We start from the raw sequence: 16475 nt of genomic DNA on the forward strand, positions 1-16475 counted from the left end.
CGCTCACGTGGGTAACTGTCGACCGCCCCGCCCTCCAGGTCAAGCGTGCGATGCCCGGGCCTTCGCCCCTGCGACCTCCAGGCGCGCGTCGAGGGCGTCGAGGTCAGGCAGGAACCAGATATGACTGGCCGCATTGGACTCGTGAACCAGAGCGCGCAGTGCGGCACTGGTCTCCAGATGGCGGGAGATGTCCCCGACGACGGCCAGCCGCAGTCGATAGCTGACGAACTTCTGCGTGATTTCCCCTGCGAAACGAGTACTGAGCGAGAAAAACTTCTCGTCCAGGCGACTCACAGGTATGGCGACGATCTCGGCGTCGAGTAACGCAGCACCTATCAAGTCCAGTGCATCCCGCTCAGTGACCACCGTGGGCCCTGCCGGATCGCATACCAATACTTGCACCCCGTGCCGCTCCTGCAGTGAATCCGTCAATTATCGGTCCCCCAAGGCGAAGTAATCATCAGCACATATCGCCGGAGGAAATTAACACACGCCTGTTCACGGGTCAATGGCGCATCTGCACCCTAGATTATTGAGCCATTCTTTCCGAGTGCAGGTTTAACAGCCGCAGAACCCGTGAGGCGCCGGCCGCCGCAGGGCATTTCGGCTGGTCGGACGACTGCCGGGCAGGCCGAGGACTCGGCACAGCAGGCAGAGCGGGTGCGAGGGCGCGCATCTGAACTTCCTTTAAAACTAGGGAAGTTGAGCCTCCACAGTGCGGATGGTCGAAATCCGGTCAGCAGGGCTTTCGAAGCTGTCGCCCCCGGGACACAGCAGCGCGGCCACCTGCTCCCAGCCAAGTAACCCGCGGCTCGCGAGCGTCATGAGGGGCGGCAGCCGCCGGCCTTCTTTCATTCCCGAAAGGCACCTTTCCCGCCCCCCGCGCAGTACTCTCAGCAAGCACCTGCCGATGCGGACCGGAGTCTTACTACGCTTTCCCGGCCTCACGCCGGACGTCATCTCGCGCGAAAGGATTCCGAGTCCGGTTCCACCCGCCTGGGAAGTCTTGCGCGACACAGCATTTGGTGATCCACTGCCTGCACCGGATCCCCGTACGGCCCGATAATTGCGCACCGAAGTCATTGCTAAAAGTTTGGTTGACATACGGGAGGAAACATGTCCAGCGGCCATGGCGGCGCGGCTCCGCTCCAGATCGACGAGAAGGAGTTCGAGCGTGATCCGCATGCGTTGTACGACGTCCTTCGCTCCGAGGCACCGGTCCGAGAGATCATCGCGCCGGGCGGGACCAAGGTCTGGCTCGTCACGCGCTACGACGACGCGAAGTCCGTTCTGAACGACAACCGTCTGTCCAAGAACATCGAGGTCGGCCAGCAGGTCATCCAGCGGAACACCGACGGTGAGACCGGCATGGTGTTCGCCAGCGAGCTGGCAGCGCACATGATGAACGCCGACCCGCCGGACCACACCCGGCTGCGCAAGCAGGTCAACAAGGTGTTCACACAGCGAGCGGTGGAGAAGCTGGGGCCCCGGATCGAGCAGATCACCACTGATCTGCTCGACGCCATGGAGGGCCAGGATCAGGTGGACCTGATGCGCGCCTTCGCCTACCCGCTGCCCATGGCGGTGATCTGCGAGCTGCTGGGTGTCCCGGCAACCGACCAGGAGCGCTTCAAGGGCTGGGTCCCCACCCAGCTCTCCGGCGGCGATCCGAAAAACATGGCGGAGGCCACGACGGCACTGCTCGGGTACCTGCACGAGCTGGTCGAGAGCAAGCGGTCCGAACCGGCGGACGACCTGCTCACCGGTCTGGTGCGCTCCAGTGACGACGGCAAGTTGAACACCCAGGAACTGGTGTCGATGGCGTTCCTGCTGCTGGTCGCAGGCAACGAGACGACTGTCAACCTCATCGGCAACGGTGCTTTCGCGCTGCTCCGCCACCCCGAGCAGCTCGCCGCACTCCGCGCGGACCGCTCCCTCCTGCCCGGTGCGGTCGAGGAGTTCCTCCGCTACGAGAGCCCGGTCAACACCTCGTCGCTGCGGTTCACGACCGAGCCGATCGAGGTGGCCGGAGTCGTCATACCTGAGGGCGAACTGGTGGTGGTCGCTCTCACGTCGGCCAACCGGGACGAGTCCCAGTTCCCGAACGGCAGCAACCTGGACATACATCGTCCGGCGGGCGCCAACCTGTCCTTCGGACACGGCATCCACTACTGCGTCGGAGCGCAGCTGGCCCGACTGGAGGCACAGATAGCCTTCGACCGGCTCATCGACCGGTTCCCGCACATCCGGCTGGCGGCGGATCCGGCCGACCTCGACTGGCAGCCGGGGACGGCGCTGCGAGGGTTGAGGTCCCTGCCGGTGTCGCTCGGCGCCGAACAGGGCTGACTCCCCCTTTCCGGGCTTCCTGCGTCGGGAGCCCGGAAGGACCTGCCCGACTGCCCGACTGCCCGACCAGCAAGGTCACCGGCGGCTGTAAGGACACCAAGGTCGTTGCGAAGGCGTATGTCTGACGTGCGGCCATCCAGGGTCCGCCTTCGGACAGAGATCTTGCCCTGCGCAGGAACGAGGCGAGAGAGACCGCCGCTTCTCAGGAGGTGGCGGTCTTGTCGCACCTGGCGGCGATTCCCCGGAAGCCCTTGCTTCTGCAGGGCCTGGGTGAAGACCCCGTCGAGCGCATGGCAGCGGAAGCGGTGCGGACCGTGTGCCAGGGCCCGTAGCGTGCCGGCAGATAACGCCAGGAGATCCCGGTCCGCGTCTTGTCGGCCCGCCGTTGATCACCCGGCGGTCCTCCATCCGCGACCGACCCGTCGCGGCCCGTGGAATGAGCGGATCGAGCAACAACCACTCCTCATCGTTGAGTTCATGACGCCGCACCACGCCACCATGATCGACCATCTGGTCAGGCTGCACCCTCGGCCGAGCCCATGAGAAGGCGTGCGGCGATCGAGGTCAGGGCGCCCATGGCGCGGTAGCTCTTTCACTCATCAGGCCGGCCGGCCACCGCGCCGCGGTGGCGCCGACGTGACCACGCGCGGTGCGGACGAGCGGCGCACGGCGGGCCGGACCTGGGCGTCGAAGGCGAAGTGGCCGAGGTGATTGATGCCGACCGAACCGCTGTGAACGCAGGACGGGGCACTGACACACCCGCGCCCGCATTGCAGCGCATTGGCCCTGCTCGGCTGGAAATGATCCGTTGGCGCCACCCGGGTGTACCCCGTGCGGCAGACTGCGAGAACGATGACAGCCAGGCGCGGTTTGCGGCCGGTCAGGATGAACACCGCAGAATGTGCCGGCTCGGCCGCACCCGCCTTCCGGCTGAACAGGACGAGAGTCCGCGATGACGCCTGCGGGTTCCTCGGCAGTCTTCGCACGTTACGGACACGAACCGAATGTATGGGAGCAAGGCTGCAATGAGCCAGGAATCAACGCTGCGCCGGTTGGCCGCCGATCCCATGATCGACCTGCCCGCCGGCGAGATCGTGCTGCGGGACGAGGGCACGATGAGGGACTGGACGGTCGAGGTCGCCGCCTTCCGGCTGGCGCCGACTCCGGTCACCCGCGACCTGTACGCCTCGGTGCTCGGCAGGGCACAGGAGAGCTCCATGGGGCCGCGAACGCCGATGACCGAGGTCTCGTGGAACGATGCCATCCGGTTCTGCAACCTGTTCTCGCAGGCGGCAGGGCTCGAGCCCTGCTACTCGATGGGCGACAGCCGCGACGCGGAGGACGTGGTCTGCGACTGGACAGTCGACGGCTACCGCCTTCCGTCCGAGGCGGAATGGGAGTTCGCCTGCCGGGCCGGGAGTACGGGTGTCCGCTACGGAGAGCTGGACGAGATCGCCTGGCACCGCGGGAACTCCGGGGGCGGATTGCACGAGGTCGCGACGCGGGAGCCGAACGCGTGGGGACTCCACGACATGATCGGCAACGTCTGGGAATGGTGCTGGGACGTCTACGACCCCCAGGTCTACGGCCCGTACCGCGTCTTCCGCGGCGGCGGCTTCTTCGACCAGCCCCGGGGGTGCCGGGCGTCGTGCCGCCGCAAGAGCCACCCGACACTCGCCATCGACGACCTCGGGTTCAGGCTCGCGCGATCGAGCTGAGCGCGGCGACTCCGACGGCGCAGGGTGGTGGGACCGGTTCATGACCATGTGGCCCTGGGATCCGCTCGGCGATCCGCTCCTCGACCGTGACGGTGACCCGCGGTCCGTGGCGTCCCAGGGCAGCCCCGGTGCGCACGAGCAGCGGGTCGGCCGGCCTTCCCGGGCCAGCCGGCTTCGGCTGACCCGGTGTCGCCTCCTTGAGCGTCCACTCCACCGGCGACGGATGGGACTTGGCGAGTGCGTTCATTTCGCCAGGACCCACAGCCCCTCCTGGCCCCCCGCCCGGTGCCACCCTGCCAAGTACGGGGGCCAGAAGCACGAGGGAGCCCGCCTGGAAGCATCAGGGAGTGCCGTCGGCCCAGGTGTGGTCGGCCCAGTCCGCGAAGCGGGTCCAGCGGATCTCTGGGTGAGCATCGTGAAGGGCGGGGATGTCGACCCTGTATCCGGGGCCGTTGAGGAACGCCCACATCGCATGCATATCAGCATTGCCGACCGCCGCCAGTGGTGTCTGCAGGTGGCGGACATCCCGTCCCAGCGCCTTGCTCAGCGATGCCGCCATACGTTCCGGAGTGGGATCATCCCCGGCCAGTTCGATGCGCTGCCCGACGTAGGGAGCGGGGTTGAGCATCACTTCCGCCGCGAACGCACCGAGGTCGGTGCGGGCGAGCTGCTGCAACGGCCGGTCGGGAGGCAACGGCAGGTCGAGAGATCCGTGAAGGATGCGCTCCTGGCCTCCCAGCGCGTTGTCGAAGAAGTAGGTCGGCCCCAGAATCGTGTACGGCACGTCGCCGGAGGCCAGGTCGGCCTCGATGCGCGCTTTGCTCTCGAAATGCGGTACGCCACTGTCCTGATCGGCTCCTGCTACGGAGCTGAACACGAGGTGCGCGATGCGCGCCTCCGACGCAGAGGACAGGATCGCGCGCCCCTGCTCCACCTCCGCCTCCAACCCCGCCTCGAAAGGGGTAGTGAAGGCGAAGACGCTTGCCACTCCACGCATGGCTGCGGTGAGGGAGCCTCGGTCGCTCAGCGAACCCTCGACCACTTCGGCACCGCGTTCGGCCAGTTCACGTGCCGCCCTCCGCTCCGGATCACGGACCATCACCCGGATCCGGGCCCCGTGGCCCAGCAACGCGTCCGTCACAGCTCTGCCCTGACCGCCTGTTGCCGCCAGTACCAGCACCGGTGCGTCGATCATCGAAGCCTCCTCTTCTCTCCAGGTGCATGCGCAGCCCGTCAACGGGCCCACAACCATGATCAGCTGTGGAGACCGCATCCGCTTCACGGACGCCCCGAAGGGCGGGAAAAGTGCGCTGTGAGGCATGGGATGTACTCGCACAGTCATCCCGTCATCCGACTGCCGTCGCTGCACCGAAGACAGATACCGCATCAGAGATTCTGTTCGATTTTGGCTCCATCTCCGACCCTCGATACCGCTTACTGCGGCGTGCACGACAGCGGCGGTGGCCCTCCGCGCTGCATCGCCGATGTCGGGGGTCCGCGACAGAGCGGGGTGTGGGCTGCTGTTCATCGAGGCTCCGTTCGACAAGTGGGGTGCTGGCGAGCGCAAGCCGGGAAGATCGGATGGTGCGAGTTTGCCGGGAGGCGGTGAGGGCCGCAGGGCCTTGTGGGCTGTCAGGCCGTCCGGCATGATCGCGAGCATGATGACCAACCGAAAGGCCCATGCCGCGTAGACGGCCCGGCGCGCTTCGCGCCGAAAATCCGGTCCCGCCCGTCTGGAGCCCTTGGACCTGTCGAATTCCCGGGTTGTCCGAGCGCACCTGCGCCGAGATCCAGCGCACGGAGCGTGAGCACGATGACTCCTGGGCCGGGCTGCGGGACGGCTTGTGGGACGGGGCGGTGGAAGCCGCGCTCAGGCACTACCGGGCGTTCCTGCGACAGCCCGGCCGCTACCTGGACCTGTGCTTCCCAGCCTCTCCCCATCCGGAGTCCACGCTCGTCGACGTGGCGAACGCCCGGGATATTCTGCAAGAAGCGTTGCGTTCGCTTCCACAGCCGTCCCGCGCCGAACTCGGGCGAGTGGTGACGTGTCTGGACGCAGAGTTCCGCCGCCGGACCTTGCCCGACCCACACGCCCACCGGCGCCTGCGGTGGCATGGCGAATGGTGGCACCGACGCCTCTACGACGGGGAATTCCGGTGGTGAGGGGCTGCAGCCCGACCTCTTCTTGCCTCAACTCCGATGAGGCCGGGCGAAGATCGACCAACCTTTCCACGAAACGCCGTGCTGGGCCATGGCATGAAGGGAGCCGTATAGGTTGAAGAGATTGTGACGTCCGTCTTGGCCCGTACGGCTCTTTCGCATCGCCTCTGCACTGGCATCCCGAGGAAGCAGCTCGGTTCGCTCATCGCTGAGTTGGCTGTCCCGTGGATGGCGCGGCAGGACTCCCGGCTGCGTGAACGCCGAGGCCACGACCGCCTGCGGGCCGATGGAGGCGGGCCTGGCCATCAACTGGTATTCACCGATCGGGTGATTGCCACCCTTGTGGTCCTGCGGTTCCAGCTCCCACACTCGGCTCTGGGTGTCCTCTACGGCGTCGACCGCTCCACCATCACCCGCGCTGTCCATGAGATCCGCCCGCTCTTGGCCGTGCGCGGCTTCGCGGTCCCCGGCGAGTCCGGATTGCGCCTGCGTACGTTGGCCGATGTCTTCGCCTATGCCGACGCGCGGGGCGTTGAGCTGCGGCTCGACGGCACCGAGGTGCGAGTACGGCGCCCGAGGGCCGGCAAGCCCGGCCGCCGGGCCTTCGTCTCCGGCAAGATGCGGCAGAACACCAAGAAGGCCACCGTCATCACTGACGAGAAGGGTCGCACTTTGTGGACGGGGGCGATTCGGCCGGGCCGTATGCACGATCAGACGGCGGTGAACACCGAGGGGATCGGCGACTTGTTCGAGCGGTATCCCACAGTCAAGGCGAAAGTCGACTCCGGATACCGGGGCCTGGCCAAACGGTTTCCCGATCAGGTCCAGGCACCGCCGAAGAAGCCGGGCAAGGACGCCCCGACCACGGACGTCACGGCATGGGAACAGGCCCGCAAGCAGCAGTCTTCAGAGCGGATCTGCGTCGAGCACGCCAACGCCGAGCACAAGCAGTGGCGGGCCCTTCAGCGGTACATCGGACGTCGCGAGTACTACGACGACACCCATCTGGCGATCGCCGGCCTGGTCTCTGACCGCACAGCCATGCGGTGATCACACAACAGCCGAACCGCCAGGGCAGCACATTTCAACCTCAGTCGTGCACCACGTCGTTACTCACCAGCGAGAAAACGACGAGGCCGTTGTCACCGGCTACGCCCGGCCTCGGCCCCTCTGACGGCACAATGACCCCATGGTGAAACTTTCCTCCCAGCCAGTCAGGGGTTCCTCGCTCTCCTTGTGGTCGAAGGACTCATTCCTGTCCATCGGATCCGTGGGGTCCGTGCTGTCCATCGGATCGGTCGGCAGCGCGCTGTCCATCGGATCCATCGGCTCCTCGATGTCCGTCGGCTCGATCGGCTCCGCCATGTCCCTGGTGTCCCTGGGGTCCGTTCAGAGCACGGGAAGTGCGCTGTCCATCCAGGCACGGCGCTCCGTACTGGCCATCGGCCGGCACCGCGTGTTCACCTCCCCACGCACGCTCGCGCTCGTCGGATCGGGCGCGCTCGCGCTGGTCGGCGCATTTGCCCTGCACACACGCAGGCCGTGAACGGTCCGCAGCCTTCGATCTCGGCGCCGACGAGATCGCCTTGATGACGGCCATCGCGCTTCGGCTCACCAGCCCTCTTCGATGTACGGCTCGCCCGTCGCCTGCCGCTCGATCTCGACAGCCTCGTCCTGCAGTCGCTACAAGCAGAGCTCGTACTCCTGGCAAGCCTGCGGCGAGCGCAGAACGCCGTCCACGAGCGCGCGGTTCTCCAGGTTCGGCTCGGCGAGGGAGCGGAACCGCACCGCACGCCGGATTGCCCCGGCCACGCGGCCGCCTGGATCGGGTTCTGATCGCATGCTCACGCTCCGACCTGCCGACGCCCACGAATTCGTGCCTGTCAGGCCCTTGCTCAAGCGGCACGCCGGTCTCGTACCTGATACACGACGAGCCGCGGACTCCGTCATGACCATGAGGGCGGAAGGCGACTTGGTCTATACCAAAGGCCGCTGTCCCAGTATCCTCATCCGTGGCCAGTAGCACCATCCCCCCACTCAGGTTGCGCGCCGGCGCGGGCGACACCCACCTGACTCTGCCCCACACAGCCGGGTGACGTCCCCCTTCGCCGCCTCCAGGAGGTCACGGTGAAAGTTCGCACCAGAGGCTCGGCGATCATCGGCGCCATCTGCCTCGCCGCTTCCCTCGCACTGACCACGGCGTCCGCCGACGAACTTGCCGCCCCACGCCAGGCAGCGAAGGTCGTACTCAAGAAGGTGGCCACGGCCCAGAATCCATCGGCCGGCACCGCCGGTCCCGGTGGCACGGTCTGGATAGCCGAACGCGCCGGCACCGTTAGGGTCCTGGGTGCCGACGGGCTCGGCGAACCCGTCCTGGACATATCCGGCGAGACCACCACCGACGGCGAACGCGGACTGCTGGGCGTTGCATTCGACAAGAGGTTCGCGCACTTCTACATCTCGTTCACGAACCTCGAAGGCACCAGCACCGTGGACGAGTTCGCCGTGCGGGACGGCAGGATCCAGCCGGATTCCCGCCGCACCGTCCTCACTCAGACGCAGCCCTACTCGAACCACAACGGCGGTGACATCAAGTTCGGCCCCGATGGCTACCTCTACATCGCACTCGGCGACGGCGGCGCGGGGGGCGATCCGCACGGCAACGGGCAGAATCTGGACACACTGCTCGGCAAGTTGCTGCGGATCGACCCGAGCGGTGGTGAACCGTACGCGATCCCGCCGGACAACCCGTTCGTCGGAAACCCGGACGCCAGGGACGAGATCTGGGCGTACGGGCTGCGCAACCCGTGGCGGTTCTCCTTCGACTCCGGCACAGGTGACCTGTTGATCGGTGACGTCGGCCAGAGCGACTGGGAGGAGATCGACTGGGCCCCGGCCGCCAGTGAGGGCGGTGAGAACTACGGCTGGTCCCAGATGGAGGGCACCCATCCGTTCCGGGGTGGCACGGAACCCGCGAACCACGTGCCGCCGATCCACGAGTACGACCGTACCGGGTTGGGCTGCTCGGTGATCGGCGGATACGTCTACCGAGGGAAGGCGATCCCGGACCTCCAGGGTCAGTACGTGTTCAGTGACTACTGCGACGGCACTGTCCGCACCCTGCAGATGGAGGACGGCAAGGTGACCGGCGTGAGCGACCTCGGTGTCAACGGCGGCGAGACGGTCTCGTTCGTGCAGGGCTGCGACGGCGAGCTGTACGTCCTGGGAATAGCCGGCAGCATCTCCCGCATCGACCCTGCGTAACGCCTGGTGGAGGGCGAAGCCGCTCTCTCACGAGTGCCACGCCCCCGAGCCGGCCGGAGAGAGCACGTCCGAAATCTCCGGCCCGCTCGAGGGCGTGCCCGGGCAACGGAGGCCGTCCACGGCCTGCCGACGGTGCCACCACGCTGTGCTGGCTCGGCCTGCTCGGCCGCCTGTTCGGAATCCTGTCCAGACCGGCTCTGCGTACCTCGCGCACGACTTCGCCCGACGGAGGCCGTCCGAGGGGGCCGAGGTCACGCGTGGCTCTCGCCCGCCGCGGAATCCGCCTCGCCGAACGGGTTCACGATTCTTCGGCCACGGTGTCATCGGAGGAGAGGACCGCCTTCCTTCTGCGGTACACCACCACCCCGCACACCGCGAGGAGCAGGACGGCCACGGCGGACACCCCGAGGACCGTCCGCTCGGCAAAGAGCCTTCCCAGCACTTCGAGCACTCCGAGCCCCGCAGTCGCGTAGATCAGCGCCCAGGCCGCTCCGCCCAGGAGCAGGGCAGGGAGGTAGCGCGGCAGCGGCATGCGCATGCTGCCCGCGAGAAAGTTGGCGGCGGTCTGGAAACCGACAGTCAGGAAGGAGCCGGCCACCACCGGCGCGCCCCACCGCTGGATCGCCCGCTCGGCACGCCGGAACTTCGCCGAAGAGATCTTCCCGGCGAACCTGCTGCGCCGGGCACCGGCGCCGGCGAGCCACCCGACGGCGAACGTCCCTCCGGCGCGGAGCAGGACGATCACGTACAGGACTCCGGCTGTGAGCGCGAGCTCATCCACGACGCCTCGTCCCGGGCGATGGACCGAAAACCACGCCCCTGGTCACCCGCATACGCGGTCCCGCCTCGCCGGGTGCACGACGCTCACGTGCCCGGTCACCGATTCTCACCTGTGCCCTGCCTCTGCTTGTTCCGTCCGCCAGGTTCCCACCTGTGGCACCGGAATCCGAACCCGTACGCCCGGGACCCACTCCAGGCAAGGCCAGCCTAACCGAACGCGTATACGGCGAATATCAGGCACCTGGTCACCCGAGGAACGACAGGCGCGGCCCGTGACTCCGGTCGTCTCACCAGCAGGGAGGCACCTCCCGGTGCGGCGCAGGCCTCGCTCGCCGCAGACGGGCCACCGGCTTGTCCGGCGCCACGAGCGACAGCCTCGGCAGGCGACGTCGGCCCTGCCGTCCGGGATCTCCGCCTCGGCGGCATGCCCCTGGTGGCCGGGACCGTTCAGGGCCGACGTGCCCACCGAGGCCGTCTCCACAGCCCCGCGCGCATCATCGGCAGGAGATGAGAGGGCTGTTGCAGACATGCGGCCAGAATCCCGGCCGGCAAGTATGATCAAGCGATGTCTGACATGACGGAAACCACTCCCGGCTGGCTCACCACGGATGAACTGGACATGGCCAGGGCCCGGATGCCCGTCCTGTACGTCGAGGCCGTCCCTGTGCGGGTGGACGAGAGCGGCGACGTAACCAGCATCGGACTGCTCCTCCGGATCGGCACCGACGGAACCATCAACCGTGCCCTGGTGTCCGGCCGCGTCCTGCACCACGAGCGAGTCCGTGACGCGCTGCTGCGTCATCTGGAGAAGGATCTCGGCCCGGTGGCCCTGCCGCGCGTCCCGACCTCTCTGCAGCCCTTCACCGTTGCCGAATACTTCCCCACCACGGGCGTCACCCCGTTCCACGACCCGCGCCAGCACGCGGTCTCCCTCGCCTACGTCGTGCCGGTGACCGGGGATTGCCGTCCACGCCAGGACGCCCTGGACCTGGTCTGGTTCAGCCCGGAGGAGGCGGCCTCACACGCTGTGCAGAGCGAGATGCCGGGCGGCCACGGAGTGCTTCTGAAGCAGGCTCTGGCCCATATGGGACACACCTACTGAAGGACCCCGGTGTGGAGGGTGCTCGACCCGGGTCCGCCCGCCTCGACCGAAGGGGCCTGCCTGAGGCCCGGAGTACGTATCCGGCACGGCCTCTCTGGTCGGGCGGCCGTGCCGCGCGCCGTCGCCTCGCGCTTCCGGCATCCAGCTTCCGGCATCCGGATCCTGGACGGCCTGCACGGCGGCTCACTTCAGAACGCCCTCGAGCACCGCCCGGCCGAGCCCCGTCCGATGGTGGAGCACCCGCACGCCCTGACGCCGGGAGAGCAGCAGTCCCGCCTCGCGGAGCACGGTGGCGTGCCGGCTGGCCGTCGACGGCGCGAGGCGCAGCGCCGCGGCGATGTCCATCGTGGTCATCGGGCGGTCCAGCATCCGGAGGAGTTCCGCACGGGAGGCACCGATGAGCTGCGCCACCGGGGCGTACCCGCCGGAGCGGCTGCGTTCGAGCCAGCCGGGCGCGGGTGAGAGCGGGTGGACGAGGACCGGCGGCAGTTCCTCGTCGACGAGGGCGAGCGGGGCGCGTACGCAGAAGAAGGCCGGCACGAGCGTCAGCGTCCGCCCCCGCAGGCTCAGTTCACGCTCGACGGGATACGGGGCGCGCAGCCTGCCCTCCCGGTAGCGCCACCCGGGCAGTTGGTCGTACCCGGTGAGCAGGCCCTCCGCGCCGTGGCTGAGGACGGCTTGGGCACGTACGGTCCTGTCGTCCGCCGCCTGTGCGCGTATCGCGGTGAGGTAGGGCTCGACAGCGACCTGGTGGTAGGCGCGCAGGGCCGTTCCCAGGCGGTGAAGCGCTTTGGGGCACCCGTCGGCCAGTGTGCGCAGGCCCGCCGGGACAGGGCCCGTGGTGTGGGCGTGGAGCCGGACGATCTCGGCGCGCAGGCGGTGTCGAGGTGTGGAGAGCAGCCGGTCGAGTCCGGTCTCCAGATCCGTGTCCCCGCGGCCGGGCGTGAGGAAGTCCGGGAAGTAGGAGCCGTCCGGGCAGAGTCGGGTCAGTGCGCGTGTCACGGGGACGAGGCCGGACCGCCGAAGGGCTGCGCCCACCTCCCGGCGCCAGGCCCCGAATGCGAGCGGCGCTTGGCGGTTCTGCAGGAGGTGCAGACTCAGCGCGGTCTCCCAGAGCGGGTCCACGCCGGACGCGACGCGCAAGCGGGCCAGTTCCTGGCTCGTGAAGTCCACCCGTAGCACGCGCACCCCCGGTGGTCACGGGCGCCGGTGACGCCCGTCCGGCGAAACTCTACGCGCATCACAGAAATGACGCATGCATGCCAGACTTCTGTGGTGGCCCGGCTCCGGTTCGGCCGGAATGTGAGGTGGTCCGACCGGAACTGCGCGTCGGCCGGACCACCTGCGAACCACTGCTGCGGCTCAGCAGAGCGGGACGCCTGGCAGCTTCGCGTCCGGGTGATCGATGTAGATGTTGCTGATGAAGCCGTTCTGGTCACGCAGCTTGCTCCACCAGTTGTTGCTGTATCCCTCGGCGTTGACGGTGTCGCCCTGCTTCTGGCACAGCACGCGCACAGCCGTCGGACCGGCGAGGGTGGTGACGACCGGCGCGCTGACGCGGGCGTCGGAACGGACGTTCACCCCGCTCCCCCACGTGTTGAACGGGATGCCGCTGCCGCCGCACCCGTTGTCACTGGTCAGGTACGCCTGGTTGTAGCTGCCGGGGTAGGAGAGGCCGGCGCCGTTGATGACGATGTTCTGGCCCACCCCGTTGAGCAGTTGCTCGTAGTGGATGTGTGCCCCGGAGGAGTTGCCGGTGCTGCCGGTGACGCCGATCTGCTGCCCCTGGGCGACGGACGCACCGCTGGGGACGGAGTAGGCGGAGAGGTGGAAGTAGTACGTCTTCCAGCCGCCGCCGTGGTCGATGGCCACGTAGTTGCCGGCACCGCTCGGCTGCGAGTAACGGGTCGCCGTGCCGGCAGCCGATGCGAGCACCGGGGTGCCTGCCGTCGCACCGCCGTCGGCGCGCACGAAGTCCAGCGCCCGGCGCACTTCGGCCGAGTGGTGGCTGTACGTCCAGCGCTGGCCGCAGGGGTAGGGCGCCTTGAAGGCTGGTGCGGCCGTCGTACCGGCCTCCCCGGCTTGTGCCGGGGCGGCCGACAGTCCGGCCAGGGCCATCAAGGCGGCGACGAACAGAACCGGAAGGCGTCTGAGAAACCTCACGAATACTCCTAGGTGGGGGAAGCCGCCCGGGCGGAGCCGGGTCGAGGCGCGGTGAGACGTCGGGAACGTAGCGATGCGCCGTACTGCTGACAAGCGTGCGCCGGGCTCCTTCGACCAGGGACGAATTGCTTGCGCCTCCCGCGCAGCCCCGCCACCGTGGCCCTCCACGTGCCACAGCGTCACCAGGCCGCCGGCCCCGGTGCGTCCGTGCCCGAAGGAGCCCCGACTCCCATGCCTTCGCTCCGTACCGCCCGCCGTCCGTCTTTTCTCGGCGCCGCTCTCACCACTGCCGGGCTACTGCTCGCGCTGACCGGTTCAGCCCTCGCCGTAGCCGCCGAGTCCGCCGACGACGCCGCCGCTCTGTCCCCCGCCGCCGCATCCGTCACCCTCCCGCCCGCTGGTCCCGCGACGGCCGGTTCCGGAGCCGAGGTGGAGGCACGGGGAACGGAGGGCCGCACCGTCGTGGACATCCCCGCGGACGTCACGGCGGGCGTCGCGGTGTTCGACCGGCTCACCGGCCGCTTCACCGAGTCCGTCGAGGCGGACCGCGCCTTCCGTTCGGCATCCGTGGTCAAGTTGTTGCTCGCACTGGACTTCCTGTGGAACCGGGGGCCCGGCTACGAGCTGCCACCGGCGGACCGGGACCGGCTCGGGGCAATGCTGAGCAGGAGTGACGACGCCGCCGCGAACCACTACTGGTCCGCGGGTGGCGGCAGCTCCGTGGTCTCCCGCATGGTGCCTCGTCTGGGACTCACCGGTACGGCCCCGCCACCGGCCGGCTATCCGGGCTACTGGGGCTACACGGCGACCACCGCCGCGGACACCGTCCGCGTCTACCGCTACCTCCTCGACACGGCACCGACGCCGGTCCGGGATCTCGTCATGGGGGCTCTGCACCGGTCCGAGAGGTGCGCCGCCGACGGCTTCGACCAGGGGTTCGGGCTGCCTTCCGCGTTCGACGGACCGGGGTCGGTCAAGCAGGGATGGTCCGGCTTCGTCTCCGGGGGCTGCGTCTCCTCCGGGTCTCCGGCTGCCACGCCCGGCCGCGTCGCGGGCGAGGGTCCCCGCACGTCCGTGTCGGCAGACGGCGTCGAGGGACCGGGATCCCGTAGGAGGTCCACCAGCGATGCGTCCCCCCTCGGGGGTGCCTCCACCGCCGTGGTGGACCTGACGTCCGACGCTCTGCACACCACCGGCACCGTGGGCCCTGAAGACCGCACGGTGGTAGCCGTCCTCACCCTGCACCCCGACGGCACCCCGTACGGCACCGCGTACAGCAAGGTCACCACGCTCACCGGCTCCCTGGACGTCCCCGGAGCCGTCCGCCCCTCCGGCACCCGTTTCACCACCTGGGGCAGTGGTGTCCGTGTGCGCGCCTCCGCCACCACCTCCTCCGCCGCCCTCACGACTCTGCCCGCCGGGGTGGACGTCATCGTCGGGTGCCAGCGGCAGGGCGGCCAGGTCTCGGTCCCGCCATACGTCAACGACTGGTGGGCATATCTGCCCCAGTACGGCGGCTGGATCACCAACATCTACATCGCCTCTTCCGGCAACACACTTCCGGGCGTGCCTCGTTGCTCGTAACCGCCTTTCCCACCCCCACAGAAGGAGGCGCGCCATGCGCCGCGATCAGAGACCGAACGCCCCCACCGTCCGACTCCGCCGAGGGACGGCTGTGGCCGTCTCCCTGCTGGCCGTCGTGGGTCTGACACTCACCGCCGGCCCCGCCGCCGCCCGCGACGCCGGGAACGGCGAAGCCCCGCTCGGGGGCATCAGCTGGCGGGCGGACCTGTCCACGCCGACGGCGGACGCGAGCAACGTCAGCCGCACGGACAGCGGTCTGCGCCTGCGCGATCCCGGTCTGGGCCCCGCTTCCTCGCGCTCCGCCCGTGGCCAGGGGACGGTCGTGCTGCCCGTACGCGTACTGGACCGCGCCGTCGACCTCGTCACCCCCCACCTCGATGCCACCGTCCCCGCAGGAGCCGGTGTCGCCGTGGACGTGCGCGGGCGCGACGGGCTGGGCCGGTGGACGGAATGGCGCGAGGCGCGCGATGACGCCCCGGCCCTGCTGCCCCGGGCCGTCACCCGTGTGCAGACCCGGATCGTCCTGACCTCCGCGCCGAACGGCACCGCTCCGACGGTCAGCGCCCTGCGCCTGAGTGCCGAACTCGGCGACACGCCCAAGAAGGCCGAGGCCGCGGAGGCCTTCACGACAAGCGTCTACGCAACCCGGGAAGGGCTGGTCGGCGGCACAACCGCGAACGGGCACGTGATCGTCCCGAACGACCACTTCGTGGCACTGCCCTCCCGACGCGGTCTCTCCCCGAAGGGCAGCGGGCAGTACTCGGTGCGCGTCTGCGGACCGGTGCGCTGCGAGACCGCGCCGGTGTGGGACGTCGGCCCGTGGAACACCCGTGACGACTACTGGAATCCGTCGTCCGTCCGCGAGACCTTCAAGGACCTGCCGCAGGGCAGGCCCGAGGCACAGGCCGCCTACCAGAACGGATACAACGGCGGGTTGGACGGGTCGGGGCGCCGGGTGCTCAACCCGGCCGGCATCGACCTGGCCGACGGAACGTTCTACAACGTCGGCCTGAACGACAACGGCTGGGTCACCGTCACCTATCTGTGGACCGGAACGGGCGCTCCGACCAAGTCCTTCCCGACCTGGGGCACCGCCGTCAACATCCGTCAGCAGCCCACCGCCGCGTCCACCCGCGTCGCCCAGCTCCCAGGCCCCACGACCGTGCGTGTGCAGTGCCAGGTACACGGCCAGCTCGTCGAGGCCGACGGACACAGCAACGACGCGTGGTCCTACCTGCCGGACTACGGCGGATACATCTCCAACATCTTCATCGACGTGTCCGACAGCTGGCTGCCCGGCGTTCCGAACTGCTGATCCACCCGGCCGGATCCCACGGGCCCGCGCACCTGTGCGGGCC

At 68.7% G+C, this 16475-nt stretch carries 15 protein-coding genes; 9 read left to right on the forward strand and 6 right to left on the reverse strand.

All coding sequences use genetic code 11. The features are described 5' to 3' along the window. Positions 1–39: 39 nt before the first annotated feature. On the reverse strand, positions 40–432 hold the full coding sequence (locus HED23_RS16260; RefSeq protein ID WP_203184116.1) for a DUF4180 domain-containing protein: 393 nt from the start codon (positions 430–432) through the stop codon (positions 40–42). A gap of 684 nt (positions 433–1116) precedes the next feature. On the opposite strand from HED23_RS16260, the gene HED23_RS16265 reads away from it, so the two are divergent. Then, a complete protein-coding gene (locus HED23_RS16265) occupies positions 1117–2346 on the forward strand; it encodes a cytochrome P450 family protein (protein WP_203184117.1) in 1230 nt (409 codons plus the stop codon). 1025 nt (positions 2347–3371) lie between these two features. Then, on the forward strand, positions 3372–4064 hold the full coding sequence (locus HED23_RS16270) for a formylglycine-generating enzyme family protein (protein WP_238441987.1): 693 nt from the start codon (positions 3372–3374) through the stop codon (positions 4062–4064). 340 nt (positions 4065–4404) lie between these two features. Here HED23_RS16270 and HED23_RS16275 read toward each other — a convergent pair whose 3' ends face one another. Then, positions 4405–5259 carry an NmrA/HSCARG family protein gene (locus HED23_RS16275; protein WP_203184118.1) on the reverse strand — a complete coding sequence of 285 codons (855 nt, stop codon included), beginning with the start codon at positions 5257–5259 and terminating at the stop codon, positions 4405–4407. Positions 5260–5828: 569 nt separating this feature from the next. On the opposite strand from HED23_RS16275, the gene HED23_RS16280 reads away from it, so the two are divergent. The 3 genes from HED23_RS16280 (at position 5829) to HED23_RS16290 (ending at position 7770) form a co-directional block, all read left to right on the forward strand. Beyond that, a complete protein-coding gene (locus HED23_RS16280) occupies positions 5829–6227 on the forward strand; it encodes a hypothetical protein (RefSeq protein ID WP_015580447.1) in 399 nt (132 codons plus the stop codon). 123 nt (positions 6228–6350) lie between these two features. Next, positions 6351–7274 carry a transposase family protein gene (locus HED23_RS16285; protein ID WP_203184119.1) on the forward strand — a complete coding sequence of 308 codons (924 nt, stop codon included), beginning with the start codon at positions 6351–6353 and terminating at the stop codon, positions 7272–7274. A 139-nt stretch (positions 7275–7413) separates the two neighbouring features. Further along, complete coding sequence (locus HED23_RS16290) at positions 7414–7770, forward strand: hypothetical protein (RefSeq protein WP_203184120.1); 357 nt, start codon at positions 7414–7416, stop codon at positions 7768–7770. 137 nt (positions 7771–7907) lie between these two features. Here HED23_RS16290 and HED23_RS16295 read toward each other — a convergent pair whose 3' ends face one another. Then, positions 7908–8066: a hypothetical protein gene (locus tag HED23_RS16295; RefSeq protein ID WP_203184121.1), complete on the reverse strand. Its 159-nt coding sequence runs from the start codon at positions 8064–8066 to the stop codon at positions 7908–7910. Between the two features lie 285 nt (positions 8067–8351). Here HED23_RS16295 and HED23_RS16300 point away from each other — a divergent pair, with 285 nt between their 5' ends. Further along, positions 8352–9488 carry a PQQ-dependent sugar dehydrogenase gene (locus HED23_RS16300; RefSeq protein ID WP_203184122.1) on the forward strand — a complete coding sequence of 379 codons (1137 nt, stop codon included), beginning with the start codon at positions 8352–8354 and terminating at the stop codon, positions 9486–9488. 298 nt (positions 9489–9786) lie between these two features. Here the strand turns inward: HED23_RS16300 and HED23_RS16305 are convergent, their stop codons facing one another. Beyond that, positions 9787–10269, reverse strand: a complete 483-nt coding sequence (locus HED23_RS16305) for a DedA family protein (RefSeq protein ID WP_203184123.1) — start codon at positions 10267–10269, stop codon at positions 9787–9789. A gap of 564 nt (positions 10270–10833) precedes the next feature. On the opposite strand from HED23_RS16305, the gene HED23_RS16310 reads away from it, so the two are divergent. Beyond that, positions 10834–11370 carry an NUDIX hydrolase family protein gene (locus HED23_RS16310; RefSeq protein ID WP_203184124.1) on the forward strand — a complete coding sequence of 179 codons (537 nt, stop codon included), beginning with the start codon at positions 10834–10836 and terminating at the stop codon, positions 11368–11370. 183 nt (positions 11371–11553) lie between these two features. Here the strand turns inward: HED23_RS16310 and HED23_RS16315 are convergent, their stop codons facing one another. Both HED23_RS16315 and HED23_RS16320 read right to left on the reverse strand, forming a co-directional pair. Next, entirely contained in the window at positions 11554–12543 is a 990-nt protein-coding gene (locus tag HED23_RS16315; RefSeq protein ID WP_238441988.1) for a helix-turn-helix domain-containing protein, read from the reverse strand. Positions 12544–12732: 189 nt separating this feature from the next. Further along, positions 12733–13533, reverse strand: coding sequence for a peptidoglycan DD-metalloendopeptidase family protein (locus tag HED23_RS16320; protein ID WP_203184126.1), 801 nt, complete (start codon positions 13531–13533; stop codon positions 12733–12735). Between the two features lie 231 nt (positions 13534–13764). Here HED23_RS16320 and HED23_RS16325 point away from each other — a divergent pair, with 231 nt between their 5' ends. Together HED23_RS16325 and HED23_RS16330 are read left to right on the forward strand one after the other, a co-directional pair. Continuing rightward, the gene (locus HED23_RS16325) at positions 13765–15117 is read left to right on the forward strand and encodes a hypothetical protein (RefSeq protein ID WP_238441989.1); all 1353 of its coding nucleotides are present in this window, start codon (positions 13765–13767) and stop codon (positions 15115–15117) included. Positions 15118–15151: 34 nt separating this feature from the next. Continuing rightward, positions 15152–16432, forward strand: a complete 1281-nt coding sequence (locus tag HED23_RS16330) for a hypothetical protein (protein WP_203184127.1) — start codon at positions 15152–15154, stop codon at positions 16430–16432. The last annotated feature ends 43 nt before the right edge of the window (positions 16433–16475 follow it).

Origin of the sequence: Streptomyces pratensis (assembly GCF_016804005.1) — a bacterium.
Lineage (GTDB): Bacteria > Actinomycetota > Actinomycetes > Streptomycetales > Streptomycetaceae > Streptomyces > Streptomyces pratensis_A.